The sequence below is a fragment of the Dendronalium phyllosphericum CENA369 genome (assembly GCF_016056275.1).
Lineage (GTDB): Bacteria > Cyanobacteriota > Cyanobacteriia > Cyanobacteriales > Nostocaceae > Dendronalium > Dendronalium phyllosphericum.
In genome coordinates, this window is the sequence record NZ_JAECZA010000338.1 from 2,757 (window position 1) to 29,545 (window position 26,789).

Below are 26,789 nucleotides of genomic sequence, written 5' to 3' on the forward strand. Positions count from 1 at the left end.
AATGAGTCTTTGAACTCCATTAATGAGTCTTTGAACTCCATTAATGAGTCTTTGAACTCCATTAATGAGTCTTTGAGGTGGATCGATGAAGCTTTGAGCCTTGATTTACTACAGAAACTAGAATTTATAGCCAGAACCCAGAAATTAAAGCTCCAGAAGGTTTACAGCGATTGGCTTCTACTAAAGTGACACAAGAGGGCTAGAGACTAGTGTTTTTACTCAGCACTCAGCACTCAGCACTCAGCACTTTCAAGTCAGACGATAAACAAGTGCAACCCATTCGTTTAATCGTTCGCAATCGATGACCTCGAATCCTATTTCTGTTAAGGCTGTAACAATATCTTCCTCGCGATCGCTGGTAAAACCGGCTGTAATCAGTAGTCCTGAGTGTGTATCAGTGTGACGAAGCGATCGCCGATAATCTTCAGCAAGGGCAATATGCACCCTTGCTAGAATATTCGCAACTATCAAGTCAAAGGTTTCTTGAGGTTCGATTTTGGACACATTATCGATGATGTCGCCACCCATCCAATGACCCAGATCGCTACCACATCCCAGGCTTCCTTGGATAACTGTTACCTGCTGTGCTACACCGTTACGCTGTACGCTGTCTTGAGTAGCTTGGACGGCAATACTGTCATTGTCTAATGCTAAAACTGTTGCCCCTAGTTTTGCGATCGCTACACTCAAAATACCTGAACCCGATCCCAAATCAAGGACATTCATCTGAGGAACTATGTACCGTTCCAGCAATTTGAGAGTCAGAATAGTTGCCGGGTGCAAACCGCTACCGAATGCGGGAGTGGTTTTCAGTCTTAAAATTACTTCGTCTGCTGCCTCAGATTGATAATTTGCATCAGCAGCAAGTACAACAAATCGTTTCCCAATTCGATGAACCAGAGGATTAGATATATCTGCACCTGAGAATTTTTCCTCAACTACAGTTGTCTGAATTGCCGTTGTGAGTCCTGTACGGTGCAAGGAGGAAAGCAGATTCACAATTTTTTCCATGCGTACCCTTGCATGGACATCGTATGGTACGTACAAACGAATCGTAAACGACCAAGGAGCATTTACATCTAGGTCGCTTAAGTTCTGTGTATCATATTTGGCAATCTGAACATCATCCATATCAATGGTTTCAGCCAGCAGCGTACAGACCCAATCAACAGCCTCGTGTGTTGTATCGAGGCTCAATTCCAGCAAAGACATATTCTTTTCCTCTGGTGTAGCTGCATCGCTGTAAAACGTTGAATGCTGAAAATAAACAGTTTTTTAATATTAACTAATGCTGGAACCTCTGTTTCACAGCTGCAAATTTTACAGCAATTTTAAAGCTTTGAGACTGCGCCGAGTAATTTCAATTCGAGTAGCAGCATCATCAGCATCGCGCATATCGATATTTGTGGCGAAGAAATAGGCATTATTGTTTTGTTCCAAATATCCCACAAACCAACCAATGTTAGGAGTGACGCTGGTTGCCCAACCTGTTTTTCCTCGCAGTACATAGTCTGGGGTGCGCTCAAAGACCATGATATCTTGAACTAAATCGAAAGTACGTTGGGAAAAGGGTAACTCTTTGCGGTAAAGGCGTTGTAAAAACTCAATTTGTTGTTTGGGTGTAATTTGCAGCGGCCCTTCTAACCAAAATCGGTCGATTTGCTCAGGTGTACCAATTTGACGGTTGCCGTAGCCGACTTGATTGATAAATTTCTGCATCCGTTCGCGACCAATTCTTCGAGCCAATACTTGATAAAACCAGACTGTGGAATTTTTGAAAGCTTGGCGGATGTTGGTGTCTTGGTTCCAAGCCGGAATTTGCCGCTGAATGCCATCCCAAGTCAAAACAGCTACTTCATTGGGAAGCACCCCAGTCTCTAAGGCTGCAAGAGAGTTGAAAATTTTGAAAGTAGAAGCGGGGAAGAATGCTTGTGAGTTACGAGCTGCGTTATGTTCGTAAAACTTTTTGTTGTTCTGGTCGTAAATTAGAATTGAACCTTTTATGCCCAGTTCTCTGAAATAACGCCCAAGGTCAACACTTTGAGTAACAGGGTTTGCAGAAATAATTGAAGGTGTTTGAATTGCCAAAGAACGTGTAGGTATACCTGGGAAAATGGTAACAAGTGTAACTAGGATAGCAATTGCGATCGCAATTACCAGAGGCATCCGCCGAATTTGAGCCATAACTTTCTTGCTGAAACGATTTGTAAACCAGTCATAATACAGCAACTCAGTTTACAGTTCCAGAATCTGGCGATCATTTTTCTATTTTTTCCTCTTGTATTTTTAAATCAGCAAAGATATCATGCTGTTCTTTAAAAACTCTCTGCGTATTAGTTAAGCCTAAATCACTAGCTAAAAAATCAATACCATCAATAATTATAGGTATCTGAGCCTCATCAATTTGCAGACTAAGAAAGCATTTGTGTCTATAATCTTGTCTTTCCTGAAAACGTTTGACCGCATTTTTCAAAGGGCGTATGACTTCATACGCTTTCTCAGCCTTCTCAATTGATTGCTGGGGAATTGGAGATTGCAGCCTCAAAATTGCTAAATCGATTAAATCTCTGGCCTCAACACTGTCATCCATGTAGCGATCGGAATTTGCTAGAAGTTTGGATGTAAAACAGTCATTGAGGCTCAAGCAGGGAACAGTTGACCACTCTGGATATCTTGGTGGGTCTGGTTCAAAACGAGCTTCAGCTATAATCTCAGTTTTGATGGGCAGATTATCTACAAGAACTATCATCCGAATTCCATATTGGTCAGTAGTGCCACGTCCAATTTGAATTCTGTTCAAATCGTGAAACAATCCTTCATATCCACTTTCAAATACAACTGTGCGAAGGTACTTGTAGCCTGATGTACCCACAGGAGATATAAAATCAATATCCTTACTCCAACGGTATTCTGCAAAATCAAGTGCAAGAAGGGTTCCACCACCGAAGTAAGCAGAACCCTCCTTAAGTACGTCAGAATTTAAGCTTTCAAGAATCGTCAAAATTTTATTATGATAATCAAATATGAATGTCATAAATTGGCTTGTAGCCACGAATGATAATGTTTGGCGAGTTCCTTAAGAAAATTTAGTTCTTCGCCTTCCAGATTGTCAAATAGCTGGCGATACTGCCAACCCCGCTCATAGCGACTTAGCATTTGCTCTGGAGTAAACTTATAGACATCTCCTGTCTGCCAGCAAATTGATTCTAAAAAAGGCAATTTTTTTGGGACAGTAACTAAATTAGTTGTTGGCCTAACAGTTATCATAGCCCCTCTAATTGGCTACTTGATTTCACTCTAACCCTAGAATAGCTTAATCGTAGTTAAATAAGCTAGCCGCCTCTAGGCTGATTTTTGGATTGAACCAATAGCTATAATATTACAAGTTTTATGCACCCAATATTATAGCCTGAATGTCATGGTAGCGACAAAACTTGCTGTAGTTCTTCAACTGTATTTAGCGTTTTAATAGCCTGCTGAATTTCTTTCAATCGCTGTAAATCTGTTATTTGGTCAATTATTGGCATTAACTCTAAGCCAGGAGTACCAAATTTAATCTCCAGTGCCAATTCAATACCTGAATATAATTCCTCTCGTCGTCCGCGTGCTTCTCCGCGTGCTTCTCCTTCACGTAAAATTTCCTGATACCAAGGCGACTCACGCAATACAGCCATATCCCACCTCATTATTTCTTGGACTAGGGCGCTCTCTATTACAAACGTAGCAAAAAATGCTAGGACTGTTTCGAGTTGGTTTAATTGTTCATCTGCACGCAGAATTTGCAAAGCTTCTCGGATTGCAACTTCGTTTTCACCACCTTTGAGGATGGGTACAAAGGGAAGCAAGGACGGTAATGGAGTCTCGAAAGCAATATTGACATCAACTTCCCACAAGTTGATTACACGATAATCTTGAATTGCTCTTAACCCTGCAACATTTGATGTGTATGTTGTGGGTATTTCTGTGTTATTGACTTTAAGAATATTAATCAGTACTGGATAGGTAGGTAAATTATATTTTTCTTCTGCAAGAGCTGCGTAAGCACGCATCCGTCGTGGCATTTCTGGTTTGTAGCGCAGTTGCAATTCGTTGAGAACGAGAAATTTTCCGTACTGGGAATTTTCAACACGAATGAGGACATCACTTTCTCTACTGAGCCACTGAAATTCTGAGTTGAGAATTTCACCTGCAATGATATCAGGTATTTGTGTTACCCATTTTACCCAATTATCGGGTGCAAGACTGATTAGGCGTTTAGTACTGATATCAGCGGGTTTGGACATGGGAAAGTAGATAAGCTGGGACGATCGCACTATGATTTAAACTACCACTAGTACGTTGCTGGTTCTCTAGCTTTAACTTAAACTCGGCTAAGAACTTTTGGAATATAACGTCAGATCGTAATGTTAGCAATTCCAGTAATTGATTTAGCTGCTTTCAGCAATGGTAATGCTGTCACTCGCCAAACTGTAGTCAAACAAATCTATCAAGCTTGCCATGAAATTGGCTTCATGTACTTACAAAATCCCGGAATCTCAAAAGACTTAATTCAGCAAGTATTCGCATTGAGTAAATCTTTCTTCAATTTACCTTTGGCAGTGAAGCAGCAGCTAGCTTGGAGTAGCGAATTTAGTAATGCAGGTTACGTTGGTATTGAAAGAGAACGCCTAGACCCTAATAAGCCAGGAGATTTAAAAGAAGCGTTTAATGTGGGTAAAGCAGAATTAACTTGTCCTGCTGTATTTTCTATGTCTCTAGCCAAAAATCCTGAAATTCTCGCCTTTTTTGAAGCTTGTACAGAAATTGCTAACAAAGTATTGCAAGCCTTTGCTTTAGCGTTGGAGTTACCAGAAGATTTTTTTACTACAAGACACAATCGACAACATCATACCTTGCGATCGCTGCACTATCCCCCATTGCAAACACCTGCTAAACCCAGACAAGTACGTGCTGGCGAACATTCTGATTATGGCAGTTTGACTTTACTTTTTCAAGATGAAGTCGGAGGGTTGGAAGTGCAGACAAAAACAGGAGATTGGATTGCAGCCCCTGCGATTCCTGATACGATAGTGCTCAACACTGGCGATTTAATGCAACGCTGGACAAATCACGTGTTTTGCTCAACTAAGCATCGGGTCATAATTCCTAATGACAGTAGGGTGAAACAGTCTCGATATTCGATTGCTTTTTTCTGTCATCCTAATGATGATACAGAAATTGCTTGTCTGGATTATCGGCAAGAAAAGCCTATTTATCCGCCCATTCTTGCGGGAGAATATCTTTTACAACGTTTGCAAGCTACTTATTAAGTAGAAGGCAGAAGGCAGGAGGCAGATGGCAGAAGGGAAAACATATGACTGGATTGTTGTTGGTGGGGGAATTACAGGTGCTGCACTGTCCTATGAATTGGCGAAAAAAGGTTTTGCTGTACTTTTGTTAGAACAATATGCAAAACCCCAAAATGCAACTCGCTATAGTTATGGCGGACTTGCCTATTGGTCTGGTACTACACCCTTAACTCGTCAATTATGCCAAGAAGCGATCGCTCGTTACCAAATTTTGTCTCAAGAGTTAGATGCTGATATTCAGTTTCGAGAATTAGATTTATTACTAACTATTTCAGCTGATAGCGATCCAAAAGCAACTGCGTCATCTTATACTCGTTTTGCCATACCGCCTCGTTTACTTAACGTACAAGAAGCCTGTGAACTGGAACCACTATTAAATCAAGAGGCGATCTCAGGTGCTTTAACTGTCAAACATGGTCATATTCACCCAGAAAAAACAGCACAAGCCTACATTCAAGCTTTTCTCCGTGCTGGAGGAGAAATGCAAATAGACCAAGTATTGCAATTACTGCAAAATGGTGTCAAAACAACTGCTAAAACTTACCACAGTGCCAACATTATCATTTGTGCGGGTGGACTCAGCCGACAGTTATTAAAATCATCTGGAATTTCGATTAAGTTGTATTTCACCCACGCAGAAATTATTGAAACTCCACCGATTGATTTGTGTTTACGCACCTTGATAATGCCTGCTAATCTGCAACGATTTCAACTCGAAGCTGAATCTACTAAAGTTGATGAATTATGGAATGAATCTGGTAATCAACCAGTACCGCCAATTTTAGATGCGGGTGCAATTCAGTTTCAAGATGGTAGTTTACGCTTGGGTCAAATTAGCCGCGTTCTCACAGATCCTCACGCTCAAGTCAACTCTGAAGAAAGTGAAATTTGGTTGCGAAAAAGTGTTGGGAAAATTTTACCAGCTTTAGAGAATTTATCAGGAACTTGGCATCACTGCTTAGTGGCATTTAGTAGCAATGGTCTACCTTTAATCGGCGCTATTCCAGGTTTTGATAGCCTGCATATTTTCTCTGGTTTTAGCAATCCCCTCGTCATCATACCACCCTTAGCAAAACGCTTTGCTAACTTTGCGGCTGGCAAGGAAGATGAAATCATTACTCAGCTATTACTTAAGAATAATTCCAGCAATCTCAGCACTGATTCTCAAGGAGCAATAATAGGTACATAATGCCAATTTTCTAGCTAAATAAAAACACCTCGATTTTTAACTATTGCTTATTTTGCTATTTTCAATTTCTAAATGAATTTTGTCGGAAGCCATTAAATTGGCTGCTTCTTGTAAAAGCTCTTTTTGTTCTTGTTGAATTATTTCTAATCGACTAGATATTTCTGCTAGTCTTTGCTGTTTAGTTTGATAAACTTCTTGAGAATTTGTAGTTAACAAAAATGAAGTATTATCTGTATTTTTATTACCTGTAATTTGTTGAATAGTAAAGCTACTAACTTTAGTCAAAGATAAAGCGATCGCTTGAATTAAAGTCCGAATTAATTTTAAGGGGACTTGCAGTATCGACCAGCTAGCTGTCTCAATTAAGCGAATAATTGCTTTAATAATGCTCCAGATAAGAGCTAGGGCAAAAAGTAGAATTACTAAACTGATAATTGGGTGATTAGCTGCCCAACCTAGTATTTGAACTAGCCGTAACAATACAGGGTGTTGCACCAGCCAATCATTTACTGAAGATGCGATCGCGCTTTGAACTGCTGTCGATGTTGTATTCTTAACTTGTTCGGCTGTTTGCCAACTTTGTTCTAAAGAACCTTTAGCTTGCTCAAAAGTAGTTGTAACTGTATTAATTGCTTTGTCAGTTGTTGTGGTTGCTGTTTCCTTTAAAGATTGTCCAGCTTGCTGTGCTGAATTAGTCAGAGAGTTGACCCTTTGGTTGACAATATGTTTCGCCGTTTGCAAACGTTGTAAAACTTCTTGAGACAAATTTATGTCTATTTGAGGTGTCATAGAATATTTCACCTGGGCTGAAACCGAACCCGCAAACCATCTTTGGGACGATTTGAGGGAAAAAACACTGTATCTAAACTTTGATTGGGCAATATCTCCCAATGATAGCTGCGTAGAAGTTGGGCAGCAATAATTTTCATTTCCATTTTGGCAAAGGCTATACCGATACAAATGCGCGGGCCGCCACCAAAACCAATTAAGCTAAAAGGATACTGTTTGTGTTCTTGGCGCTGCGGACTGAAACGGTCGGGATCGAAACTTTCTGGTTGGGGATAAATTTCCTCTAGCTTATGAGTCATGAGAATTGAATACAATAGTCGCCACCCAGCAGGAACATGAAAGCCGTTAAACTCAAAGTCTTTAATCACGCCACGAAACCCACCTCCGACAGGTTGATGAAATCTTTCAACTTCCAACAAAACCTGCTCTAAATAAGGCATTTGTCCCAATTGTTCTAAATTTAAATCGCCTTTACTTGCTAGTTGCAATTGTTCTTCTCTAGCGCGTTTCAACACTTCTGGATGACGTGCTAATTCTACACATAGCCAAGTCAGCATTGATGTAGTAGTTTCATGTCCCGCAAAGAGTAAAAGCACTGCTTGAACAATAAGTTCTTTTTCGCTTAAACTGTTACCTTCTTCATCTTTAGCTTGTATTAATAGGCTAAGGGTATCTTTTGTTGGGTTTTGCTGGCGTTCTCTGACAACTTTTTTTAAATGTTCTAAGATTTGATTGCGAGCTGCTATGGCTTTGCCAAATTTAGTAAATGGTAAGGGCAGGGTATTAATAGCAAATAGCCCATTTGTGAGAGTTGTAAACAATTGGCTAAGACGCACGCATTCAGCACCAGGAATAGTCCCTAGCAATAATTGACTAGCAATATCAAATGTCAGTTGTTTAAACTCCTTATGCCAAGTAAATTCCTGTTATTTCTCCCATTTTTGGAGATAAGCATGGGTAATCTCTTGCATTGTGGTGACATAATTTGTCAGGGCTACCCCATGCAAGGCTGGCATCATCAAGCGGCGATTTCTACGATGTTCCTCTCCATCTTGCAGAAACAACGATTCGCCTAGCAATGTCTTGAAATTATCAGGCCATCCCTCCCGCCAAGAAAAATAATTCATATGGCTGGAAAGGACGAAATCAACTGCCTTTGGCCCTACCATCACTACAGTCGGTTTGCCACTTAGATGAGTTTTAAAAATAGGCCCATACTGACGATAGCGCTTTTTGATAAAGTCTGGGTCGAAAAGAAAAGGAAGTGTCTCACCTAATATGGGTACACCAAAGCTTCCTGGAGGTATTTGATTGCTGTTCATTTGTTAGGTTGCAGTTATAATAATTCGTAATTCGTAATTAAGAAAGTCTGATTTAGTCTGGGTTCTTGGGTTTGGATCTGTATCATTATTTTTGGGAAATGGTATTAGGAGTAGCCCTGTAAAAATAGATAAAATTTTTAGAAAATAACTTCTCTTTTCTCTATGTTTTCCCGAAGTTTGCTCAATGCTCTTAACCCCCCGAAGTTGCTCCACTTGGTGAGTGAGTCACAGTCTTGGCGGTTCCCGTCGATTGCGAACTCACGAACCCGAAGGGGCAAAGCCCAAGACCGCACTTCTCTTTGCACGCAACTTCTCTGTGCGTCTGTGTTGTTCAAAAATAATTTATTTAACCACAGAGGCACAGAGGAGGAAACTAGCGTGCAGATTCATAACTAATTATTAAACAAGTCCAAATCTGTTACTGCACCGATACTGCTAGAAGAAACTAATTTGGCATATTTCGCTAACACGCCTTTGGTATAACGTGGTGCGGGAGGTTGCCAATTGGCACGACGACGAGCTAATTCTTCGTCAGAGATGTTTAACTGCAATAGGCGTGCAGCAGCATCAATGGTAATACTATCGCCTTCTTCTACTAGAGCGATCGCACCCCCAACTGCTGCTTCTGGGGCAACGTGACCGACTACCATCCCATAAGTACCGCCAGAAAAGCGTCCATCGGTAATTAATCCTACAGAATCGCCTAAACCAGCACCGATAATTGCTGAGGTGGGAGCCAACATTTCCCGCATTCCAGGGCCGCCCTTTGGCCCTTCATAGCGGATGACAAGAATATCACCAGCTTGGATTTTACCTGCCAAAATGGCATCTAAAGAAGCTTCTTCCGATTCAAAGACGCGGGCGGGGCCAGTAATCACTGGCTTTTTGACTCCGGTAATTTTAGCTACAGCCCCTTCTGTTGCCAAATTACCTCTAAGGATGGCTAAGTGACCTTGGGCATACATCGGGTTGTTCCAAGGACGAATCACATCTTGATTAACAGATGGTTCTTCTGGGATGTCAGCCAAGACTTCGGCAATTGTTTGACCGCTGATAGTGAGGCTATCACCATGTAATAGATCGTGCACGAGGAGCATTTTCATTACTTGGGGAATGCCACCAGCTTTGTGCAAGTCCGTAGCAACATACCTACCACTCGGTTTCAAATCGCACAACACTGGAACGCGGGCGCGGATAGTTTCAAAGTCATCCAGATTTAACTCTACATCAGCAGCACGAGCGATCGCTAATAAATGCAATACTGCATTTGTAGAACCACCCACCGCCATAATTACAGCAATGGCATTTTCTATGGATTTGCGGGTAATAATTTGGCGAGGCAAGATTTGTTTGCGAATGGCTTCAACTAAAACAAAAGCCGATTTTTCTGTACTGTCGGCTTTTTCGGCATCTTCAGCCGCCATTGTCGAGGAATAGGGTAAACTCATCCCCATGGCTTCAAATGCCGAAGACATAGTGTTAGCTGTATACATCCCACCGCAGGAACCAGCACCAGGACAAGCCCGACTTTCAACTTCTAATAGTTCCTTTTCGTCAATTTTACCAGCGCTGTATTGACCTACCGCTTCAAAAGAACTGACAACTGTTAAATCGCGTCCGTTGTAATGACCGGGTTTAATCGTGCCACCGTAAACAAAGATAGCAGGGATATTCATCCGAGCGATCGCCAGCATTGCCCCTGGCATATTCTTATCACAACCACCAATAGCCAGCACGCCATCCATGCTTTGCCCAGTACAGGCAGTTTCAATCGAATCGGCAATTACTTCCCGCGATACTAGAGAATATTTCATCCCTTCGGTTCCCATGGAAATACCATCGCTGATGGTAATTGTGCCGAACACTTGTGGCATCGCTTTAGCATTTTTGATGCCAACTTCTGCCCTTTGTGCCAGCTGGTTTATGCCCATATTGCAGGGAGTAATCGTACTGTAGCCATTGGCAATGCCCACAATGGCTTTGTTGAAATCTTCATCTTTAAAACCAACTGCACGCAGCATAGCTCTATTTGGCGATCGCTGCACTCCTTGCGTGACAACCTGGCTTCTCAAATTCTCCGACATCTTTTTTCCCTTCGTGCCATCATCGCTACTGTTGCGATTGTATTATCTGATTTTCTCATGCATACGCAGCACATAGGAGTGGGGAGTAGGAAGTAGAAAGTCACAAGTGAGGAGTTTGCGCCTTGGAACTCGAAGCTTGAACCTTGGAACTTGAAGCTTGCGCTTTGGAACTCGAAGTTTGCGCCTTTGAACTCGAAGCTTGCGCCTTTGAACTCGAAGCTTGCGCCTTTGAACTCGAAGTTTGAGCCTTGGAACTCGAAGTTTGAGCCTTGGAACTCGAAGCTTGCGCCTTTGAACTCGAAATTTGCACCTTTGAACTCGAAGCTTGCACCTTTGAGCCTGAATTTAACTCTCCTTCAGACTTTTGCATTTCACCTATTAATTGCAAACATCAGGCTAAGGGGTAATGGAATTGAAAAAAAGGTAAGGGGTAAAGGAATTAAATCAAGTTTTCTCCCTTTCCCCTTTCATATCATGTCCGCCTAAATAGTTACGATAAGAGTGACGCGGAGATGGGGAGACGCGGAGAGAAGTTGCGTGCGGGGGTTCCTCCCGTTGAGCAAACTTCGGGGGACGCGGAGATTTTTTAATTGTAAGTGATTTACCGGACATGATATCACCGTTCCCCTTTACCCTTTCACCTTTCACCTTTCCCTTTTCCCGTCTGTCAAAAAGACTTTGGCAGACTACTACTCTCTATCGCAAATTAGCTGGCACTTTTTCAGGAACTACCCAGTAGTAAATAGTTTTTCCTTCTACTTGTAGCGTTTGCTGTGGTTTCCAGTCGCCCATATCGAAAGCGTGGGAGACAATCCGAGTACCGGGTTTAAGTTGCAATAGCTTAGGGCGGAGTTTGAGGTTGATATCGGGTAGCAAATAGAGTGTAATCACTGTAGCGTTACTGAAATCTGTATTAAATAAGTCTTGCTGAACAAACTTAGCGCGATCGCTTACTCCTGCCTTCTTGGCATTTTCGTTAGCTTCTTGAATGCGTCGTGGATCGATATCTATACCAGTGCCTTGTGTACCGAACTTTTGGGCGGCTGTAATTACGATTCGCCCGTCACCACTGCCAAGGTCGTAGAGTACATCATTTTTGTTGACTTTTGCCACTTTTAACATTGCATCTACTACAGGTTGTGGCGTTGGCACATAGGGAACATCACCAGGACGTTCTTGAGGTTGAGTTGTAGGAGTTAATGTTTCAGTCTGAGCGGTCAAAGAAGGAGATTGTGCCCCTGCTTCTAAGTCGGGCTGTTGCGTCGTACATCCAGCCATCCCCAAGCTAGTAACACTAAATCCTGTAACCAATAAAAGTAGGATTTTTTTGAAGCTCATGAATTTTCTCCTTAATCGTTACCAGAGGTCAAGATTGTTTATCCGAGAAGTATTGCCTCACGCCCTACTTTGACGGTGGCGATTCCAAATCAAGATGGGAATGCCTGCTATCACAACCAAAACGCCTACAAATGCCCCAACGTTGGTATAAACCAAGCTTGAGTAAAGCAGATAAACACAAACAGCACAAAATAGCAATGGGGTGATGGGGTAAAATGGCACACTGAACGGGCGGAGGATATTCGGTTCGCGCTTTCGCAGCAATAATAACGATATGCCAGAAAGTAAGAAGAAAAACCAAAATACGGGGGCAGTGTAATCCACCATTGTTTCAAAGCCCTTGCGGGTAAGTGTGCCTAATAAAACCAGCGCTAAGGCGATCGCTGCTTGTAACAATAAGGCATGGCTAGGAGTACTGGGGCGTTGTTGCCAGCGTCCCATAAAGCTAAATAAGGAAAAATCTTGTCCTAGGGCGTAATTAGTACGTGCCCCTGTAAAAATTGTGGCGTTGATTGCGCCTAAAGTAGCGATCGCAATCAATAAACTAATGAACAAAGCTCCCGGTGTGCCCCAAACAGAGCGCATTAAATCTGCGGCTACTGCTTCTGAAGTTGCCATGTTGGCTAATCCCAATCCGCGCAGAAAAGCTAAATTGATTGATAAATAAATAGCAGTAATAATCCCAATACTCCAAAGTAGCGATCGCACAATATTGCGTTGTTTGTTTTGAATTTCTGCCGAGATATATGCCGCCTCGTTCCAGCCACCATAGGATAGCAACACAAATACCATTGCCAGTCCCCAAGTTCCTGACGATGTAGATTCTACAGGAGCGGCAGAATTAGGTGTGGCAGTCAGCCCCAGAATTACAACTAGTAATAAACCCAGAACTTTCGCCACAGTGAGTAGGTTTTGCGTCCACTTACCTTGTTGCAAACCGATAATATTTAAACCAGTTAAAATAGCAATCGCTGCTGCTGCATAAACAGAAGGCGAAAATGCTCCTAGCCGCCATATCTCAGTGGCATAATCGCCAAAAACAAATGCTAATAGAGCAATCGAACCAGTTTGAATCACTGTCATCCTTGCCCAAGCAAATAAAAAGGCGACTCTGCCTCCAAAAGCCCGTTTCAGGTAGTAGTAAGCACCACCGACATCGGGATAAGTTGTAGCCAACTCTGCATAGCACAACGCTCCGACAAAAGACACTGCACCACCAGCCAACCAAAACAGCAATACAGCCAGATTGCTACCTGCTTGAGCTGCCACTAAAGCAGGTGTTTGAAAAATCCCTGCTCCAATGACAATACCGACAATCAGAGCTATAGCATCTGATAATGTCAGCAACGGTTTCGGGGCAGCCACTTCAGTTGTCGTTATCTGCCCTACACTAAAGTTTTCACGTCTACTCACATTGATTCCTCGTTAGTGTTGAAAGCTCACGCAGCTATCGCCACTTTGGGATGATTAAATTTACCCAATATTTTTATTCTGGAAAGTAAATGTGACTAGAAAGTGAAAATAACGAATTAGGCTACGGGTTTAGCTTCACCCCCAGCCCCAGCCAAAAAAGCGCTCGCTCGCTCGATTCCTTTATTTAATCCATCTTTTGCCTATACTGCCTAGCCTCCAGTCTTTATCCTGATTCAGCAACATTACTGCGTTGGTAACTGTGGGTGTGCAGCGGAGTACTTTGCCACTATTTGGGAAATTTCAGGGTTGTAAAGTCTGAGATAATTCCAATAGTTACCAAATACTTGCCGCACGTAATTTCTAGTTTCATCAAAGGGAATTTGTTCGACAAACTCATCTGGATCTTCTGTAGATAGAGTTTGTAGCCATTTGGAAACATTACCCGGCCCGGCATTGTAACTTGCGATCGCCAGCAGTGAATTATTTCCATACTGCTGATGAGTATGATCCAAATACCACGTGCCCAACATGATATTTTGGTCGGGATTTTCCAGGTTTATTGTTTTACTATCTAATTTAATTTGTGGGGCTATCCATTTAGCTGTATCTGGCATCACCTGCATCAAACCTGTAGCACCAACAACGGATTTGATTTTCGCTTCAAACCGCGACTCTTGACGAATCAAGGCAGTGACTAACAAAGGATTAAGTTGACGCTGTTGCGACCACTTTTCAATTTCTGGAAGATAAGGAAAGGGATAGCGCGCTTGCCAGTATGTTATTTGTTTGCTCAAAGCTTGATATTGAGCTTGTTCCTGGGGAATTTCTCGGTCTTCCAATTTAGAGATGATGTCAATTCCCGATAGATTTTCTCCTTTGGCTAGCCGCACCAACCCTTCAGTGAATTGTTCTGCGACAGTGGGCTGTTGTTTATTTTTAAATTCTGTCTCCCATTGCAGCCAAGCATCGCGGTCTTGACCTAGCAGGTACAATTCTTTGAAAGTTTCGGAACCAGCAGTAGGTATAGGACGCAGCCTCGGAACTATTTCTGGATTCATTTGCCGCAAGGTTTTAAAGTTGCCGACATCCAGACCTAACAGAATTGCCGCTCGCCATGCATAGTAAGAGTAGGGAAACTGGCTAATGACATACTCTAAAGCTGTTTTCGCCTCTTGTTGCTTGCCAAGAGCATTTGCCCATTTGCCAACCCAAAAGCCTGCTCTCGGAGCCAAAATACTGTTAGGGTTGTTGGTAGTAATTGGTTGCGCCCATTCCCAAGCTCCTACGTAATCTTTGGCTTTGGCTTTATCTTGGGCAACTTTCCACCGATACTCTGCGGCTTCATCAGAGGTTCCATACTTGGTTATGAGTAATTCCCAAGTTTGTTTAGCCGTTCCATCCTTGAGTCCTTCCTGAATTTTGGCTTTTGCTGCCAGTGCTTGACTTGCTTGGTCGGGAAATTTATTGATTACTAGGTCGAAGTATGGTAAGCCATCTTTAGGTGTTTTTGCCATTTCTGCCAGCCTTAGCAGGGCAGTTCCCGTTTCTTTGGCATCTGGAAATTGCTTGGTCAGTTGATTGTAAGTGGCGATCGCTTTTGAGCGGTTTTTGCCATTTATCTGCAATCCTCGACCAAGGCGGTAGAGATTGCGGGGCGTTTGAGTTGCTTTGGCATAAGCATCCGCAGCTTTAGCAAACTGATTATTTTCCCAATAGGCTGTACCAACTATTTCCCAGTCTTCGGGCTTGAGAGAGGGCTGGCTTACTAGCCGATCTAACACGCCCACTATGCCTGCTTGGTTGTAGGCATATTTTGCCAAGATTAACTGTAATTGCGGCTGATTGGGATTCTCTTGCAACAACTTTTGTATGATTTCCCAAGTCAGGGGATTGGAAGGAAATTGCGCGATCGCTTGCTGCTGTAGCTTGGGTTGGGCAATGAGATACATTGCTTTGACTGCGCCCGGTTCTTTGGGATACAGTTTCAGCACTTTTTGCCTGAGATCCGAGGCTTTGCCATCTTCGCCCAACAAATCCTCTGCCTGTGCTTGTTTCAGCAAAATATAAGGCGCTAAGGCAGGATAATCAGTCTCTAATCCTTTGAGTAAAATCAGCGCCTTTTGCGCTTGCGTTCTTTCAATGTAATCACTTGCCAATAGATATCTAGCCCTTTCTCGGTCTGGCGAAGGAGCATTTTGGGCGAGGTTTGCTAGTTTGTCCGCCCGTTCCGCTGGCGATAGCGATACGAGTGGGAACACAGCTGATTTGGCTTTATTGGCATCAGACGTTTGCTCAACTTGATTGTTACTGAGTTTGAGCCATTGTCCTAGAGATTTTCCTATCTGTGGTGCTGCCACCATTGCCCCAGCTGAAAAGGCAAATAGCGCCGCACCAACGATGAGAGGAATTTGCTTTTTTTGTAGTTTCTTCAGCATCGATACCCGCTGAAAAGTTCCAATGAATTTCCTGAAACTTTAGCATTCCTGAACGTCAGGAGCGCAAATCTTCAATTTTGATTTTTAGTTCTCAGTCTGCAATTCCAGAAGACTAGTAACGATTGACACTTAAATTTACAATTGCTAAAACTGTCATCACTACATAGGTTACATATATATTAAGCTAATTAAGCTAAAGCGCATTTAATTTTCAGAAATACTCATAGAGGCAGGGTGCAGGGGGCAGTCCCGATGAAAAAATTTTCATCACCATGCATGAAAAAGGAATATTCCCTACACCCTACACCCCACAACGCCACTTCCTCCACTTGGGGAAACCCCAAGACCGGAGTGGCTCCCCTACACCCTTTTTCAAGGCAGGGGGTAAAACTATTACTATTCCTAGCATTCACGCTTGTCATTATGTCCTAAAGGTTGTGACTACGGCTGTATTTAGAATTTATGGTTGACACAAAACGATATATCGCGATATATTCTATTTACAATAACGATATATCGTGATACACCATAAAAACACAAAGAAACATTATGTTCAGAAAATTTCATCCACATCATCTCGTACCAGCATGGGCAGAAGTTGGATCTGGCAATCAATTTTTCATGAGTGGGCGACATGGACGCAGAGGTTCGCCTAGAGATGGTTGGCCAGATGAGCCTCGCACCCGTCGTGGAGACATTAAATTTATGCTGCTTGGGCTTTTATCTGAGCGTCCCCAGCACGGCTATGAATTGATTAAAGAGCTAGAAACCCGTCGCGGCGGCTTTCACCGTCTTAGTCCTGGTTCAGTCTATCCCACACTTCAGATGCTCGAAGAAGGCGGTTATTTGACCAGCGAACAAGTCGATGGCAAGCGTGTTTATACAATTACAGAAAGTGGTAGACAATTCTTGAGCGATCGCAACCAGCATGCTGATTCAAAAAACACTCATGACAGTTTTAGGGAAAACAAGCCTTCTGAATTGATTGAATTGCGGCATACTTTAACCCAGTTGAATGATGCAGTCACGCAAATTGCTCGAAGTGGCAATTTGGAGCAAGCAAATCTAGTACGCGATCTGCTTGTTCAGGTAAAGCGTGAGATTTACAAGTTTCTTGCAGAGTAGTAAGAAAAAGAGGTGGCGATCAATCTTAAGTTGAGAATTAGTAACTAATAAACCTGAAGGAGCGATCGCTTGCTGCTTGACACTCACACAATCAACTAGCTCGACTGGCTTACCGCGAAAACCACCAGCGACACAAAGCTCATCGAAGCCGAAGGGTGTTGTCAATGCTTCAAAACACGCTTCGATATGGATAGCTGGGTCTAATCCCATATCGATCGAGATTGGTAAGGGTTTGTCAGCCGCTAAAGTCAGCCAAACCCAGACCCGGAATTTCTGAATTACGAATTACGAATTGGTATAATGTCGAGTTTCGCTAATTCGGGAGTACGCCCTTTCAAACCAATCATTAGTTTGAGCATAAACATTTTTAACAAAGGTACTCGCTGCAAAAACCATAAACCGAGGCGACGAGCTAGTACAAATGGTAAAAAGTTGTTAGAAAACATTCGATCTAACAAATCGGTGAAACCTAAAATTGTCAGGTTTTCGCTTTTGCGCCAGCGTTCGTAGCGTTTGAGGGTCTGAATCTTGCCTATATCTTCACCCGTCTCGTGCGCTTTTTGTAGTACTTGCGCTAAAGCCGCTGCATCCCGAATACCCAAATTTAAACCTTGGCCGCCGACGGGATGGCAATTGTGCGCCGCATCACCTATTAATGCTAACCGGGGAAGAACATAACGATCGCTTTGCATCAGTTGTACTGGAAAAATAAAGCGATCGCCTAATAATTCCAATTTACCCATCTGATTGCCATAACGACGAGTTAATTCAGCTAAAAATTGCTCGTCATCTAAAGCACACAAAGCTTTTGCTTCTGCGTGGGGGGCTGTCCAGACAATTCGGCATCGGTTCCCCGGCAAAGGTAAAATCGCAAACGGGCCGCTAGTCCAAAATCTTTCGTAAGCAGTATTGTTGTGGGGTTTTTCTGGTTTCACAAAAGCGACAATGCATGACTGCCAATATTTCCAGCCGTGAGTTTTAATACCCGCAGCTTGACGAATTGGCGATCGCGATCCATCTGCGGCTACTAGTAATTTACTGCGGACTGTATATATCTGCTCGGCAATCTTAATATCTATTGCCACCATGTCTTGCTGATACTGCGTCTTTACCACTTCAGCCGGACAGAAATAAGTCACATTGGGACAATTTTGCACAAACTCTTGCAGTGGCTGTAATAGCGCTTGGTGTTCCGCTACATAACCTAACTCTGGAGTCCCTAAATCGCTTGTCTGAAATTCCACCACATCGGGATAATCGGCATCCGAAAGCCGAACTTGGCAGTATTTGGCAATTTGCGGCAGTATTTTGTCCCAAACTCCAATTCCTTGGTAAATCAGCGCCGAAAGCATATGAATGGCATAAGCTTGCCCTTTCGCTACCGCCGCCGATGCCACTTTTGCTTCGATTAGCAGGATATTCAAACCAGAATTTTTCAGTGCCGAGGCTAGGGTTAACCCAACAATTCCACCACCGACAATGACCAAATCATAATCATATCCCCGTTTGTCTGTTGAGGTTTGAAGAGGGGAAATTTGAGTTAGTTGCGTTAGCGCCATTGTGAAGATAAGTTAAGCCATCCTAACTCTTATTTTTACGCGATCGCATTGTTTGGAGCAAGTCCGTAGAGACAAATATCGGTAGACCGAAAACTTTTTCGTGAAGACAGGGTGTGGGGTGTTGGGTGTTGGGTGTAGGTGACAAAGGAGCGGATTGTTGGTGTTATTAAAGGCTAATTAGGTCAATCATGGCTATTCTTTCCCCACACCCTACACCCTACACCCAGCCTAAACAGAGAACTTTGTAATCTACTGAATATAGCTGGGGACTGGTGACTGGGTGAAAAGTCTTTTTGTGTCTAGGTTTGATCGTCTGTTGATGTCCTAACACTACTGGCGACGGCTATAAAATTGAAAGTATTTCATCAAATATTGATATTTTCATCAAACCTAGATAAAAATCATTTTTATCTATAAACTCTGATATTTCTAATTTTTTTAGCTCGATTATATCTAAATTTAGATTCAAAAAAGAATCAGTAAAGACAAATAAAAAATATTTTTAAATACTGACTTTTATAAAAAAAGAATGTCCATAAAAAAACAATAAAACTCTCAGAAATGTTATTCTTTTACAGAAATATATTCTATATAAGAGTTAAAACTTTTATGACAACCAGTCATAAAAACACATCATGTCTGCCAATCAAAATTCTTCGCTAGCTAGTTCATTTGATATATCTTTAGAAAAATCAAAGGCTTTGGTCAATTATTCTAATGATTTGCAAGATTCAGCTGCTTCTTCATTAGGACGCAGTTCTTCATCAGCATTACGAGCAGCAGATGTAGTCACAAACTCTTTAACAGCAAGCGCTAATCCCAATCCTAATCCTTATATAACCAGTGCAGCGATTAGTCCTGATTTTAATGGCGATGGTAAAACAGACAAAGTTTGGGTCAATTCTCAAACTGGTGAGATTGTAATTCGGTTGATGGATGGTACAAAGGTTCTGGAACAGAAGTCTTTAGGTACGTATGACTTATCTTCTTGGACTTATAACATTGCCGATTTCAACAACGATGGTAAAACCGACTTCTTGTTACGCAATAAGACGACGGGTGAGAATGACATTGCGCTGATGGATGGAACCAACGTTGCTAGTTTTGCTCCTCTAGACAAAGTAGATCCAGGCTGGACTTCTAGCATTGGGGATTTTAACGGCGATCGCAAGACCGATATCTTCTGGCATAATGCTACAACTGGTGAAAATGCGCTTTGGGAAATGGATGGCACAACAGTTTTAAATGCAACTGTTTTAGACACGACAAACCCAGCATTAACTCCTACAGTTGTTGATTTCGATGGTAACGGCAAGAGCGATATCTTCTGGCGCAATTCCACAACAGGTGAGAATAGCGTTTGGTTCATGGATGGCACGCAAAAGAGCGAGTTTGCTCTACAATCCCAAGATGCAGCTTGGACTCCTACCTTTGGCGATTTCAACGGCGACCTTCAAACAGACATTCTGTGGAGAAACGCGACAACAGGCGAGAATAAGATTTGGACGATGAATGGCATTTTTGTTACAGAAGGTGCTCTGAAGACACTTGACGCTAACTGGACATCTAAAATTGGCGATTTTAACGGTGATGGCAAGACTGACATCTTCTGGCACAATAACACAACAGGTGAAAACACTGCTTGGTTAATGGATGGCACAACAGTTAGTTCTGAAGCCTTCCTAGCGAGTAACGATCCAGCCTTGACACCATCCTTGGGTGATTTCAACAACGATGGCAAGACCGACATTTACTGGCGCGATCAAACAACAGGTGCAGATAAGATTTGGACTATGGATGGGACGAAAGCGGCTGAGACTCCTGTCGCTCCAGAAGAACAGCTAACCCCAGAGTGGTACACAGCTTAAGACTAGATAATTTAAGGTGAGTTCGACAAGCCCTTTTTTGACCTCTCCCCCAACCCCTCTGTCTTGAAAAGTTCTGATCGGAGGAAGCCTCCGCTCAGACTTTTCGCTCCGACACGGAGAGGGGAGCCAAAACCCTAATTTCTCGTTGCTCCTCTCTTTCCCTGTGGGAAAGGGAGGTTGGGAGGGAGAGGTTCATCGAACTCACGTTAATTTACGAGTAGAGACATTGCAATGCAATGTCTCTACTGAGGTTATCCGATCGCAACCTATTTAGGATTAAAACTTGTAACTCAAAACTTGAATCACACTATTTTCTGGTAAATTACTAGGGCTAATAGTAATAGTGTCACTATTACTACGACGTACTGTCACGCCCTGCATTAACGTCAAAAAATCATCTAAGGGCGAGATATCGCACTTGGCAGTATCAGCAGCTTGGGTACGGTAGTGTGTGGGAATCACCAGTTTGGGATTTAATGTCTCAACTGCCTGTTTAGCTTCTTGGGCATTGTAAGCTTTGGCACTACCTCCTACGGGTATGAATGCCACATCAGGCCGTCCGAAAAGAATTTTTTGCTCAATGGAAATTGGTGCTGCTGCACCGCCTAAATGCACAATATTAATACCTGCTTGCTTCCAACTCCAAGCAGTATTTGTGCCAAATTGCTTGCCACCTTTGCGATCGTGGTCTATGGCAATTCCTTGAAATTTGATACCTTGGAACTCGTAAGCTCCTGGTGCGTATACTAGCTTTGGATTTCCTGGTAGTCGATCTACTGCACCTTCATCTAGCAATTGACTGCTAATTAGTACTAAATCTGCTGCAACTTGAGGTGGACGATAACCAGCGGTACAGCCAACTGTCCGAAATGGGTTCACGAGAATTTTCGCCCCGCCACCAGTAAACAGAAAGCAAGTATGACCCAACCACTGAACTGATAAACCGCTAGATTGTGCGTCAGCTTGAAATTCGGAACCCAAGGTAGTAAGCAAAGCTGTAACTAACCCCGCCCCAGCATAGCCCATCAATTGTCGTCGTTTCATGAGTCACTCTCTCGACTGTAATTGTTCCAGAAAATTTCGCAGTAACTGCTTACCTGAAGATGTCAGGACACTCTCTGGATGAAATTGGACACCTTGAATGTGAGGATAGTTCCGGTGTCGCACTCCCATAATTGTGCCGTCTTCAACCCAAGCGGTAATTTCTAACACTTCAGGGCAAGTTTGGCGATCGATAACCAGACTATGATATCTAGTGGCGATCGTGGGATTTTCTAATCCCTGAAAAACACCTACACCAGTGTGAGACACCTGAGAAGTTTTACCATGCATTAATTCTGGAGCAGAGACGATTTTACCACCAAATACTTGACCAATGCTTTGATGTCCCAAACATACACCCAAAATTGGCAAGTTAGCTCCTAGTTGTTTAATCAAATCTAAGCAGATTCCCGCATCTTCCGGACGGCCAGGGCCGGGAGATATGACTAGAACATCCGGATTTAATTTTTGGATTTCCTCTATGGATATTTTGTCGTTGCGAAAAACCCTAATATCCTTTGCCACGGGGAACTCTGCTGCTAGTTCTCCCAAGTACTGCACCAAATTATATGTAAAGCTGTCGTAGTTATCGATGACTATAATCACAGTCTGTAACTCCTGGTTTGGATCGCTTATTTTATTTTGCTTATTTATTACCAGATTTTAATTGCTGTAAAAATCATCTGAAAAACTGAGCTAGGGGAACTAAACAACGAAATTTAGAAGTTTGACATAATTAAGGCTAGCAGGGGAGGTAGTAAGAGCGTACCAGCAACCAAAACTGCTACCAAAGCAGAAATCAGCACAGCACCAGCAGCACAGTCTTTGGCAATTTTTGCTAAATCATGATATGTCTGCTTCACTGTTAAGTCTACAAGCGATTCGATCGCAGTATTCAATAATTCCAATGCCAATACTAAACCACTAGTTATACCAATAACTGCTACTTCAATTGCTTGCAAATGTAAAAATACACTTAAAGCGATCGCTAAACTACCAACACATACATGAATGCGAAAGTTCCGTTGAGTTTGAAAACTATAAGTGATGCCAGCCCAAGCATACTTAAAGCTAACCAATAAATTAGAGGCAACTTTCCAAGATTCCCGTTCCTTTTTTACAAGTGTTGGTAAGTGGTTAGTTTGTGGTGGAGGGGAAACTTGTTGCGACATAAGCTTAAAAATATAACAATAGAGTAAATAAAATGGAATCTTCGCTGATTTTAATGGTGCAATAAACTTTGAAGAGATTTTCTACAGAAGTATTATAGACACTTACAGACATAAAGATATCTAATATTCTATGTGAACATCAATACCTATCGTCTCCAGTAATATCACTTGCTGTTTTAGCATTTCCATTAAACTTTCCTCATCTGGATGATCCCAGCCCAACAAATGTAATAAACCATGAGCAGCTAACCAAGCTAACTCCGTTGGTAAGCTATGCTCTTGCTGTTGAGCTTGACGTTGTGCTGTATTCACTGAAACGACAATATCACCTAAATACAAAGGGTCGGCAGATATTTCCGGATGAGGAAAGTCTACCTCTAAGGCCGCAAAGGCTAAAACGTCTGTTGGTTTATTTTGATGACGATATTGAGCATTTAGGGCTTGAATGTCGGCATCGTCTGTCAAGCGAAACCCTATTTCATAACTTGATGCTGGGGGAAGATGAGGTTGGAGAATTTCCAACCAGCGATAAAACCAATTTTCCCAAGTTTCAGGAGTAACTCGATCGTCAGTATCCCCAAGATTTGAATTTGTACTTGAGGACTCGTAAAAAAAATCCTGGACATCTAATTCAACTCGCACCAGATGCAAACTCTCCTAGGCGTGGTTGTTGTTTCGTTAGCGAGTTAGGTAAGCAAGACCCACGAGGACAACTAAAAGTCCTATAGCAGTCAGGGCAAAATGTTTTAAAGAAGTACCACCCTTTCGCACCATGTTTCGCATGGCCAGTTTCACGTAGCTTGGTTTCGGTTCTGTTGCCGGAGAATTGCTCATAATGATTCGATCGCAAACTCTTTTACATATAAATGTAACAGTTTTGAGGATTGGGGACTGGGGATAAGGAATCGGGACTATGTAAGATAGGGAAAAGGGTAAAGCGATAGTTCTTTGCTTTTCCCTTTCCCCAATCCCCGATTAAACAGTAGTGCTTTCTACCAGTTGGTTTTCCTGTCTAAGATAGGCTTGGATGAAGAGATCGAGGTCGCCATTCATCACATCAGCGATCGCAGTTGTTTCGGAATTGGTACGCAAATCCTTTACCATTTGGTAAGGGTGAAACACATAGTTACGAATTTGATTGCCCCAAGAAGCTTCTACCATATCGCCGCGAATTTGGGCAATTTCTTGAGCTTTTTGTTCTCTAGCAATGACTAGCAGTTTGGCTTTAAGGCGGGCGAGAGCTTTCTCTTTATTTTGTAGTTGCGATCGTTCTTCTGTACAACGCACGGCAATACCAGTGGGAATGTGAACAATTCGCACTGCTGTCTCTACTTTGTTGACATTCTGCCCACCTTTACCACCAGCCCTAGATGTGGTAACTTCCAAATCCTTCTCTGGAATTTCCAACTGCACGGAGTTATCTAATTGCGGCATCACTTCCACTCCAGCAAAGCTAGTTTGTCGCTTGCCGTTAGCATTAAAAGGTGAAATTCGCACTAAGCGATGTGTGCCTGTTTCTGACCGCAAGTAACCATAGGCATAGCGACCAGAAATTTCCAGAGTTGCCGATTTAATTCCCGCTTCATCACCCTCTGACTCTTCGGCTAAACTCGCCTTATAGCCGTGGGCTTCTGCCCAACGCGTGTACATCCTCAGCAGCATAAATGCCCAATCTTGAGCATCTGTACCACCAGCACCAGCATTAATCGTCAGTACTGCCCCTTCACTGTCGTAGGGACCAGAAAGTAACTGTTGTAACTCCCACTGGTCGAGGTCGCGATTGAGTTTGGTGACAGTAGATTCCGCTTCTTGCAATAGTGCCTCGTCAGTTTCTAACTCCAACAGTTCAACAACTGCCTTAGTATCTTCTAGATTGGCTCGCCACTGATGATATTGTTCTAAATGGGCTTTTAGGTCGTTGAGTTTTGAGAGCGTTTCTTGGGCTTGAGTTTGGTCTTCCCAAAATTCTGGCTGGGCTGCTATTTGTTCTAGGTCTTGAATTTTGGCGGTTAGTGCAGGTATGTCAAAGATAGTCCTGGGCTTTACCCAGACGACCGGACAATGTTTCGATTTCGCGTTTCAGTTCTAGGACTTCCATAGTGCTTGCTTAAATATGGAGCGCTCTTGATATTTGACGATTGGTTGTTTATTTTATTTGATTTCTTGATTTTAGCTGTAGTTGAGCAAATTCACTTGCCACCACTTATATAAGTTACCCAAATTACCTTAGTTTGATGTTGTTGTAGATAAACTATGACTATGAGCGACAAACATCAATCATATATTAACTTTGAAAAATATTAATAAAAAAGAGGTCAACATCGACCTCTTTGCAACTCCCTAAAATAATGTTCAGTCTATATATAAGAATTACAGCAACCCAGTATTAGCACCTTGCTTACCAGTAGCTAGTTCTACCTTAACGATTTTGCCACCTGCTTTTTGAATCCGTTGCTGTTCGCGGAACCAGTTTTCATAGGGAACAAGCTTGGTAAAGTAGGTATTTTGCAGTTCGCGTTGGGTACGAATCCGGGTTTGGCTGGGAACACAAGCAGTAATTTTAAAAAACCGCGCCATGTCTTAAATCTCCTAATGGTAATTGTGAAAACTTTTTTATTTCAAAAAAAATGGGAGTATCTATTTTACTCAAATCTTTAAATCATTCATTCCAAGGCTGGAAATCAAGCATCAATACTAGAACGCTAACACTCATCACAGAGATTATTCAACAAGATAAGCGACAAAACTTTCTAGCACTCATGACTGATTTCCAGACCTTAATATCGCACCTAAATTCTTAAGTGCAAACTAGCTCTTAGCTCAAGCCAGAGGAGATATAGTCTAAGTAAGTGCCCATTTCCTTACCAGCATCTGGGCCTACCAAACTAGCGGTTACTTCTTTGATTGATTGGATAGCTTGTACAGTAGCACCAACGGGAACACCCAAAGAATTGTAGGTTTCCTTCAAGCCATTCAGTACGCGCTCATCCAGGATGGAAGGATCGCCAGCTAACATAGCATAGGTTGCATAGCGGAGGTAGTAGTCCAAATCGCGGATGCAAGCAGCATAGCGACGGGTGGTGTACATGTTACCGCCGGGACGGGTGATGTCAGAGTACAGTAAGGACTTAGCTACAGCTTCTTTAACGATCGCAGCTGCGTTAGCGCTGATTGTGGTAGCAGCACGCACGCGCAGTTCGCCACTAGAGAAGTAAGCTTTCAACTTAGACAAAGCAGTTGAATCGAGGTACTTACCTTGAACGTCCGCAGAATTAATTACAGAGGTAATAGCGTCTTGAGCCATGTTGTTAATTCCTTATTTCCAATCGTATTGCAATACTTTTGTTTCGTACCGAGGAAACAGTTTTAGCTTAGAGCACCAATTAGGTAGTCAAAGTAGCTACCAGCTTCAGCAGCTTCTTCGCCAGACAGCAAGCCACTTGCTACATTCTTCAATCCACGGATACCTTCGGTAATACCATCGATAGGAGTGCCGAGGGACTTGTACATTTCACGAGCGCCCACAACGCCAATTTCTTCGATGGGAGTAACATCACCAGAAACGATACCGTAGGTAACGAGGCGGAGGTAATAGTCTAGGTCGCGCAGACAAGTAGCTGTCATTTCTTGACCGTAAGCGTTACCACCAGGAGATACTACATCAGGACGCTTTTGGAACACTTGGTCGCCAGCTTGCTTCACAATTCGCTCGCGGTTGTCGGTCAAAACTTGAGCAATACGGACGCGACGCTCACCACTTGTAACAAAGCTCTTAATCCGATCCAGTTCGCCAGGGCTGAGGTAGCGGGCTTCTGCATCAGCATTCACGATGGACTTCGTGACGATACTCATTAATGGATTCCTCCAGAACTAATGAAACCAGAATTTGATTGAACAGGTGCGACTTCGCATTTGGTTTTGAGTAGCTCTGTGTTCTCTATTTTGAGAGACAACAGTTGAGTGGTCTGCTTGAGTCAATGCAAGCTCTAAAACTCAGCTACCTTCCGCAGTATATTTTCCGGCATTCTGTTGAGCATTTATGACTGCTCTTAACACTTTGTAATATTCCTTTTCAGATTTAGATTGGGGATTGGGTACTGGGTATT

General features: G+C 42.6%; 27 protein-coding genes. 4 read left to right on the top strand and 23 right to left on the bottom strand.

Annotation, left to right across the window (positions count from 1 at the left end; all coding sequences use genetic code 11):
- Window positions 1–249: 249 nt before the first annotated feature.
- The 5 genes from I8752_RS36720 to I8752_RS36740 all read right to left on the bottom strand — a co-directional run bounded on the left by I8752_RS36720 (window position 250) and on the right by I8752_RS36740 (window position 4,283).
- Window positions 250–1,212 carry a 50S ribosomal protein L11 methyltransferase gene (locus I8752_RS36720; RefSeq protein ID WP_214437048.1) on the bottom strand — a complete coding sequence of 321 codons (963 nt, stop codon included), beginning with the start codon at window positions 1,210–1,212 and terminating at the stop codon, window positions 250–252.
- A 108-nt stretch (window positions 1,213–1,320) separates the two neighbouring features.
- Window positions 1,321–2,184, bottom strand: a complete 864-nt coding sequence (blaOXA, locus tag I8752_RS36725) for a class D beta-lactamase (RefSeq protein ID WP_214437049.1) — start codon at window positions 2,182–2,184, stop codon at window positions 1,321–1,323.
- 73 nt (window positions 2,185–2,257) lie between these two features.
- Window positions 2,258–3,034 carry a nucleotidyl transferase AbiEii/AbiGii toxin family protein gene (locus tag I8752_RS36730; protein WP_214437116.1) on the bottom strand — a complete coding sequence of 259 codons (777 nt, stop codon included), beginning with the start codon at window positions 3,032–3,034 and terminating at the stop codon, window positions 2,258–2,260.
- Complete coding sequence (locus I8752_RS36735) at window positions 3,031–3,267, bottom strand: hypothetical protein (RefSeq protein ID WP_214437050.1); 237 nt, start codon at window positions 3,265–3,267, stop codon at window positions 3,031–3,033. Before I8752_RS36735 ends, I8752_RS36730 begins: the two co-directional genes overlap by 4 nt.
- Window positions 3,268–3,416: 149 nt before the next feature.
- Window positions 3,417–4,283, bottom strand: a complete 867-nt coding sequence (locus tag I8752_RS36740) for an Rpn family recombination-promoting nuclease/putative transposase (protein WP_214437051.1) — start codon at window positions 4,281–4,283, stop codon at window positions 3,417–3,419.
- Between the two features lie 120 nt (window positions 4,284–4,403).
- Here I8752_RS36740 and I8752_RS36745 point away from each other — a divergent pair, with 120 nt between their 5' ends.
- Complete coding sequence (locus tag I8752_RS36745; RefSeq protein ID WP_214437052.1) at window positions 4,404–5,309, top strand: isopenicillin N synthase family dioxygenase; 906 nt, start codon at window positions 4,404–4,406, stop codon at window positions 5,307–5,309.
- Window positions 5,310–5,334: 25 nt separating this feature from the next.
- The gene (locus I8752_RS36750) at window positions 5,335–6,537 is read left to right on the top strand and encodes an NAD(P)/FAD-dependent oxidoreductase (RefSeq protein WP_214437053.1); all 1,203 of its coding nucleotides are present in this window, start codon (window positions 5,335–5,337) and stop codon (window positions 6,535–6,537) included.
- Between the two features lie 36 nt (window positions 6,538–6,573).
- Here the strand turns inward: I8752_RS36750 and I8752_RS36755 are convergent, their stop codons facing one another.
- The 7 genes from I8752_RS36755 to I8752_RS36780 all read right to left on the bottom strand — a co-directional run bounded on the left by I8752_RS36755 (window position 6,574) and on the right by I8752_RS36780 (window position 15,918).
- On the bottom strand, window positions 6,574–7,326 hold the full coding sequence (locus I8752_RS36755) for a hypothetical protein (RefSeq protein WP_214437054.1): 753 nt from the start codon (window positions 7,324–7,326) through the stop codon (window positions 6,574–6,576).
- Between the two features lie 8 nt (window positions 7,327–7,334).
- Window positions 7,335–8,192 (bottom strand): cytochrome P450, encoded by an 858-nt coding sequence (locus tag I8752_RS36760; protein ID WP_318780951.1) that lies wholly within the window; start codon window positions 8,190–8,192, stop codon window positions 7,335–7,337.
- Between the two features lie 60 nt (window positions 8,193–8,252).
- Complete coding sequence (locus I8752_RS38525; RefSeq protein ID WP_318780952.1) at window positions 8,253–8,648, bottom strand: cytochrome P450; 396 nt, start codon at window positions 8,646–8,648, stop codon at window positions 8,253–8,255.
- A gap of 392 nt (window positions 8,649–9,040) precedes the next feature.
- Complete coding sequence (gene ilvD / locus I8752_RS36765; RefSeq protein ID WP_214437055.1) at window positions 9,041–10,732, bottom strand: dihydroxy-acid dehydratase; 1,692 nt, start codon at window positions 10,730–10,732, stop codon at window positions 9,041–9,043.
- A gap of 696 nt (window positions 10,733–11,428) precedes the next feature.
- Window positions 11,429–12,070 (bottom strand): class I SAM-dependent methyltransferase, encoded by a 642-nt coding sequence (locus tag I8752_RS36770; protein ID WP_214437056.1) that lies wholly within the window; start codon window positions 12,068–12,070, stop codon window positions 11,429–11,431.
- A 57-nt stretch (window positions 12,071–12,127) separates the two neighbouring features.
- Window positions 12,128–13,483 (bottom strand): APC family permease, encoded by a 1,356-nt coding sequence (locus I8752_RS36775; RefSeq protein WP_214437057.1) that lies wholly within the window; start codon window positions 13,481–13,483, stop codon window positions 12,128–12,130.
- A gap of 242 nt (window positions 13,484–13,725) precedes the next feature.
- A complete protein-coding gene (locus I8752_RS36780) occupies window positions 13,726–15,918 on the bottom strand; it encodes a lytic transglycosylase domain-containing protein (RefSeq protein ID WP_214437058.1) in 2,193 nt (730 codons plus the stop codon).
- Between the two features lie 549 nt (window positions 15,919–16,467).
- Between I8752_RS36780 and I8752_RS36785 the strand changes: the two genes are divergently transcribed.
- Window positions 16,468–17,043: a PadR family transcriptional regulator gene (locus I8752_RS36785; RefSeq protein ID WP_214437059.1), complete on the top strand. Its 576-nt coding sequence runs from the start codon at window positions 16,468–16,470 to the stop codon at window positions 17,041–17,043.
- Here the strand turns inward: I8752_RS36785 and I8752_RS36790 are convergent.
- Complete coding sequence (locus I8752_RS36790; protein WP_318780955.1) at window positions 16,984–17,322, bottom strand: UbiD family decarboxylase domain-containing protein; 339 nt, start codon at window positions 17,320–17,322, stop codon at window positions 16,984–16,986. The genes I8752_RS36785 and I8752_RS36790 overlap by 60 nt on opposite strands.
- Entirely contained in the window at window positions 17,322–18,602 is a 1,281-nt protein-coding gene (locus I8752_RS36795) for an FAD-dependent hydroxylase (protein ID WP_214437061.1), read from the bottom strand. The genes I8752_RS36790 and I8752_RS36795 overlap by 1 nt, the downstream gene beginning before the upstream one ends.
- Window positions 18,603–19,237: 635 nt before the next feature.
- On the opposite strand from I8752_RS36795, the gene I8752_RS36800 reads away from it, so the two are divergent.
- Window positions 19,238–20,470 (top strand): FG-GAP repeat domain-containing protein, encoded by a 1,233-nt coding sequence (locus tag I8752_RS36800; protein WP_214437062.1) that lies wholly within the window; start codon window positions 19,238–19,240, stop codon window positions 20,468–20,470.
- 276 nt (window positions 20,471–20,746) lie between these two features.
- On the opposite strand, the gene I8752_RS36805 is transcribed toward I8752_RS36800, so the two are convergent.
- The 9 genes from I8752_RS36805 to apcA form a co-directional block, all read right to left on the bottom strand.
- Complete coding sequence (locus I8752_RS36805) at window positions 20,747–21,514, bottom strand: MBL fold metallo-hydrolase (RefSeq protein WP_214437063.1); 768 nt, start codon at window positions 21,512–21,514, stop codon at window positions 20,747–20,749.
- A gap of 3 nt (window positions 21,515–21,517) precedes the next feature.
- Entirely contained in the window at window positions 21,518–22,117 is a 600-nt protein-coding gene (locus tag I8752_RS36810) for an anthranilate synthase component II (protein ID WP_214437064.1), read from the bottom strand.
- A 113-nt stretch (window positions 22,118–22,230) separates the two neighbouring features.
- Window positions 22,231–22,683, bottom strand: a complete 453-nt coding sequence (locus I8752_RS36815) for a diacylglycerol kinase family protein (protein WP_214437065.1) — start codon at window positions 22,681–22,683, stop codon at window positions 22,231–22,233.
- A gap of 120 nt (window positions 22,684–22,803) precedes the next feature.
- Window positions 22,804–23,325 (bottom strand): rRNA maturation RNase YbeY, encoded by a 522-nt coding sequence (gene ybeY / locus I8752_RS36820; RefSeq protein WP_214437066.1) that lies wholly within the window; start codon window positions 23,323–23,325, stop codon window positions 22,804–22,806.
- A 36-nt stretch (window positions 23,326–23,361) separates the two neighbouring features.
- The gene (locus tag I8752_RS36825) at window positions 23,362–23,517 is read right to left on the bottom strand and encodes a DUF3285 domain-containing protein (protein WP_214437067.1); all 156 of its coding nucleotides are present in this window, start codon (window positions 23,515–23,517) and stop codon (window positions 23,362–23,364) included.
- Window positions 23,518–23,658: 141 nt separating this feature from the next.
- Window positions 23,659–24,781 (bottom strand): peptide chain release factor 2 gene (gene prfB / locus I8752_RS36830; protein WP_214437068.1). Its coding sequence is split into 2 segments (ribosomal slippage): window positions 23,659–24,708 and window positions 24,710–24,781, totalling 1,122 coding nucleotides; the frame shifts between segments, so codons are not numbered across the junction.
- A gap of 272 nt (window positions 24,782–25,053) precedes the next feature.
- Window positions 25,054–25,260, bottom strand: coding sequence for a phycobilisome linker polypeptide (locus I8752_RS36835; RefSeq protein ID WP_214437069.1), 207 nt, complete (start codon window positions 25,258–25,260; stop codon window positions 25,054–25,056).
- Window positions 25,261–25,498: 238 nt separating this feature from the next.
- Window positions 25,499–25,987 carry an allophycocyanin subunit beta gene (gene apcB / locus I8752_RS36840; RefSeq protein ID WP_214437070.1) on the bottom strand — a complete coding sequence of 163 codons (489 nt, stop codon included), beginning with the start codon at window positions 25,985–25,987 and terminating at the stop codon, window positions 25,499–25,501.
- Window positions 25,988–26,049: 62 nt separating this feature from the next.
- Window positions 26,050–26,535, bottom strand: a complete 486-nt coding sequence (apcA, locus tag I8752_RS36845; RefSeq protein WP_214437071.1) for a globin family protein — start codon at window positions 26,533–26,535, stop codon at window positions 26,050–26,052.
- Window positions 26,536–26,789: the final 254 nt, after the last annotated feature.

Bases quoted from the DNA above. Each gene is read 5' to 3' on its own strand.
- I8752_RS36735 (WP_214437050.1), bottom strand. From the start codon at position 3,267: ATGATAACTGTTAGGCCAACAACTAATTTAGTTACTGTCCCAAAAAAA.
- I8752_RS36800 (WP_214437062.1), top strand. From the start codon at position 19,238: ATGTCTGCCAATCAAAATTCTTCGCTAGCTAGTTCATTTGATATATCT.
- ilvD (WP_214437055.1), bottom strand. From the start codon at position 10,732: ATGTCGGAGAATTTGAGAAGCCAGGTTGTCACGCAAGGAGTGCAGCGA.
- I8752_RS36805 (WP_214437063.1), bottom strand. From the start codon at position 21,514: ATGAAACGACGACAATTGATGGGCTATGCTGGGGCGGGGTTAGTTACA.
- I8752_RS36835 (WP_214437069.1), bottom strand. From the start codon at position 25,260: ATGGCGCGGTTTTTTAAAATTACTGCTTGTGTTCCCAGCCAAACCCGG.
- apcB (WP_214437070.1), bottom strand. From the start codon at position 25,987: ATGGCTCAAGACGCTATTACCTCTGTAATTAATTCTGCGGACGTTCAA.
- I8752_RS36825 (WP_214437067.1), bottom strand. From the start codon at position 23,517: ATGAGCAATTCTCCGGCAACAGAACCGAAACCAAGCTACGTGAAACTG.
- I8752_RS38525 (WP_318780952.1), bottom strand. From the start codon at position 8,648: ATGAACAGCAATCAAATACCTCCAGGAAGCTTTGGTGTACCCATATTA.
- I8752_RS36785 (WP_214437059.1), top strand. From the start codon at position 16,468: ATGTTCAGAAAATTTCATCCACATCATCTCGTACCAGCATGGGCAGAA.
- I8752_RS36755 (WP_214437054.1), bottom strand. From the start codon at position 7,326: ATGACACCTCAAATAGACATAAATTTGTCTCAAGAAGTTTTACAACGT.
- I8752_RS36720 (WP_214437048.1), bottom strand. From the start codon at position 1,212: ATGTCTTTGCTGGAATTGAGCCTCGATACAACACACGAGGCTGTTGAT.
- I8752_RS36730 (WP_214437116.1), bottom strand. From the start codon at position 3,034: ATGACATTCATATTTGATTATCATAATAAAATTTTGACGATTCTTGAA.
- I8752_RS36795 (WP_214437061.1), bottom strand. From the start codon at position 18,602: ATGGCGCTAACGCAACTAACTCAAATTTCCCCTCTTCAAACCTCAACA.
- I8752_RS36745 (WP_214437052.1), top strand. From the start codon at position 4,404: ATGTTAGCAATTCCAGTAATTGATTTAGCTGCTTTCAGCAATGGTAAT.
- apcA (WP_214437071.1), bottom strand. From the start codon at position 26,535: ATGAGTATCGTCACGAAGTCCATCGTGAATGCTGATGCAGAAGCCCGC.
- blaOXA (WP_214437049.1), bottom strand. From the start codon at position 2,184: ATGGCTCAAATTCGGCGGATGCCTCTGGTAATTGCGATCGCAATTGCT.
- I8752_RS36740 (WP_214437051.1), bottom strand. From the start codon at position 4,283: ATGTCCAAACCCGCTGATATCAGTACTAAACGCCTAATCAGTCTTGCA.
- I8752_RS36770 (WP_214437056.1), bottom strand. From the start codon at position 12,070: ATGAGCTTCAAAAAAATCCTACTTTTATTGGTTACAGGATTTAGTGTT.
- I8752_RS36780 (WP_214437058.1), bottom strand. From the start codon at position 15,918: ATGCTGAAGAAACTACAAAAAAAGCAAATTCCTCTCATCGTTGGTGCG.
- I8752_RS36750 (WP_214437053.1), top strand. From the start codon at position 5,335: ATGGCAGAAGGGAAAACATATGACTGGATTGTTGTTGGTGGGGGAATT.
- I8752_RS36815 (WP_214437065.1), bottom strand. From the start codon at position 22,683: ATGTCGCAACAAGTTTCCCCTCCACCACAAACTAACCACTTACCAACA.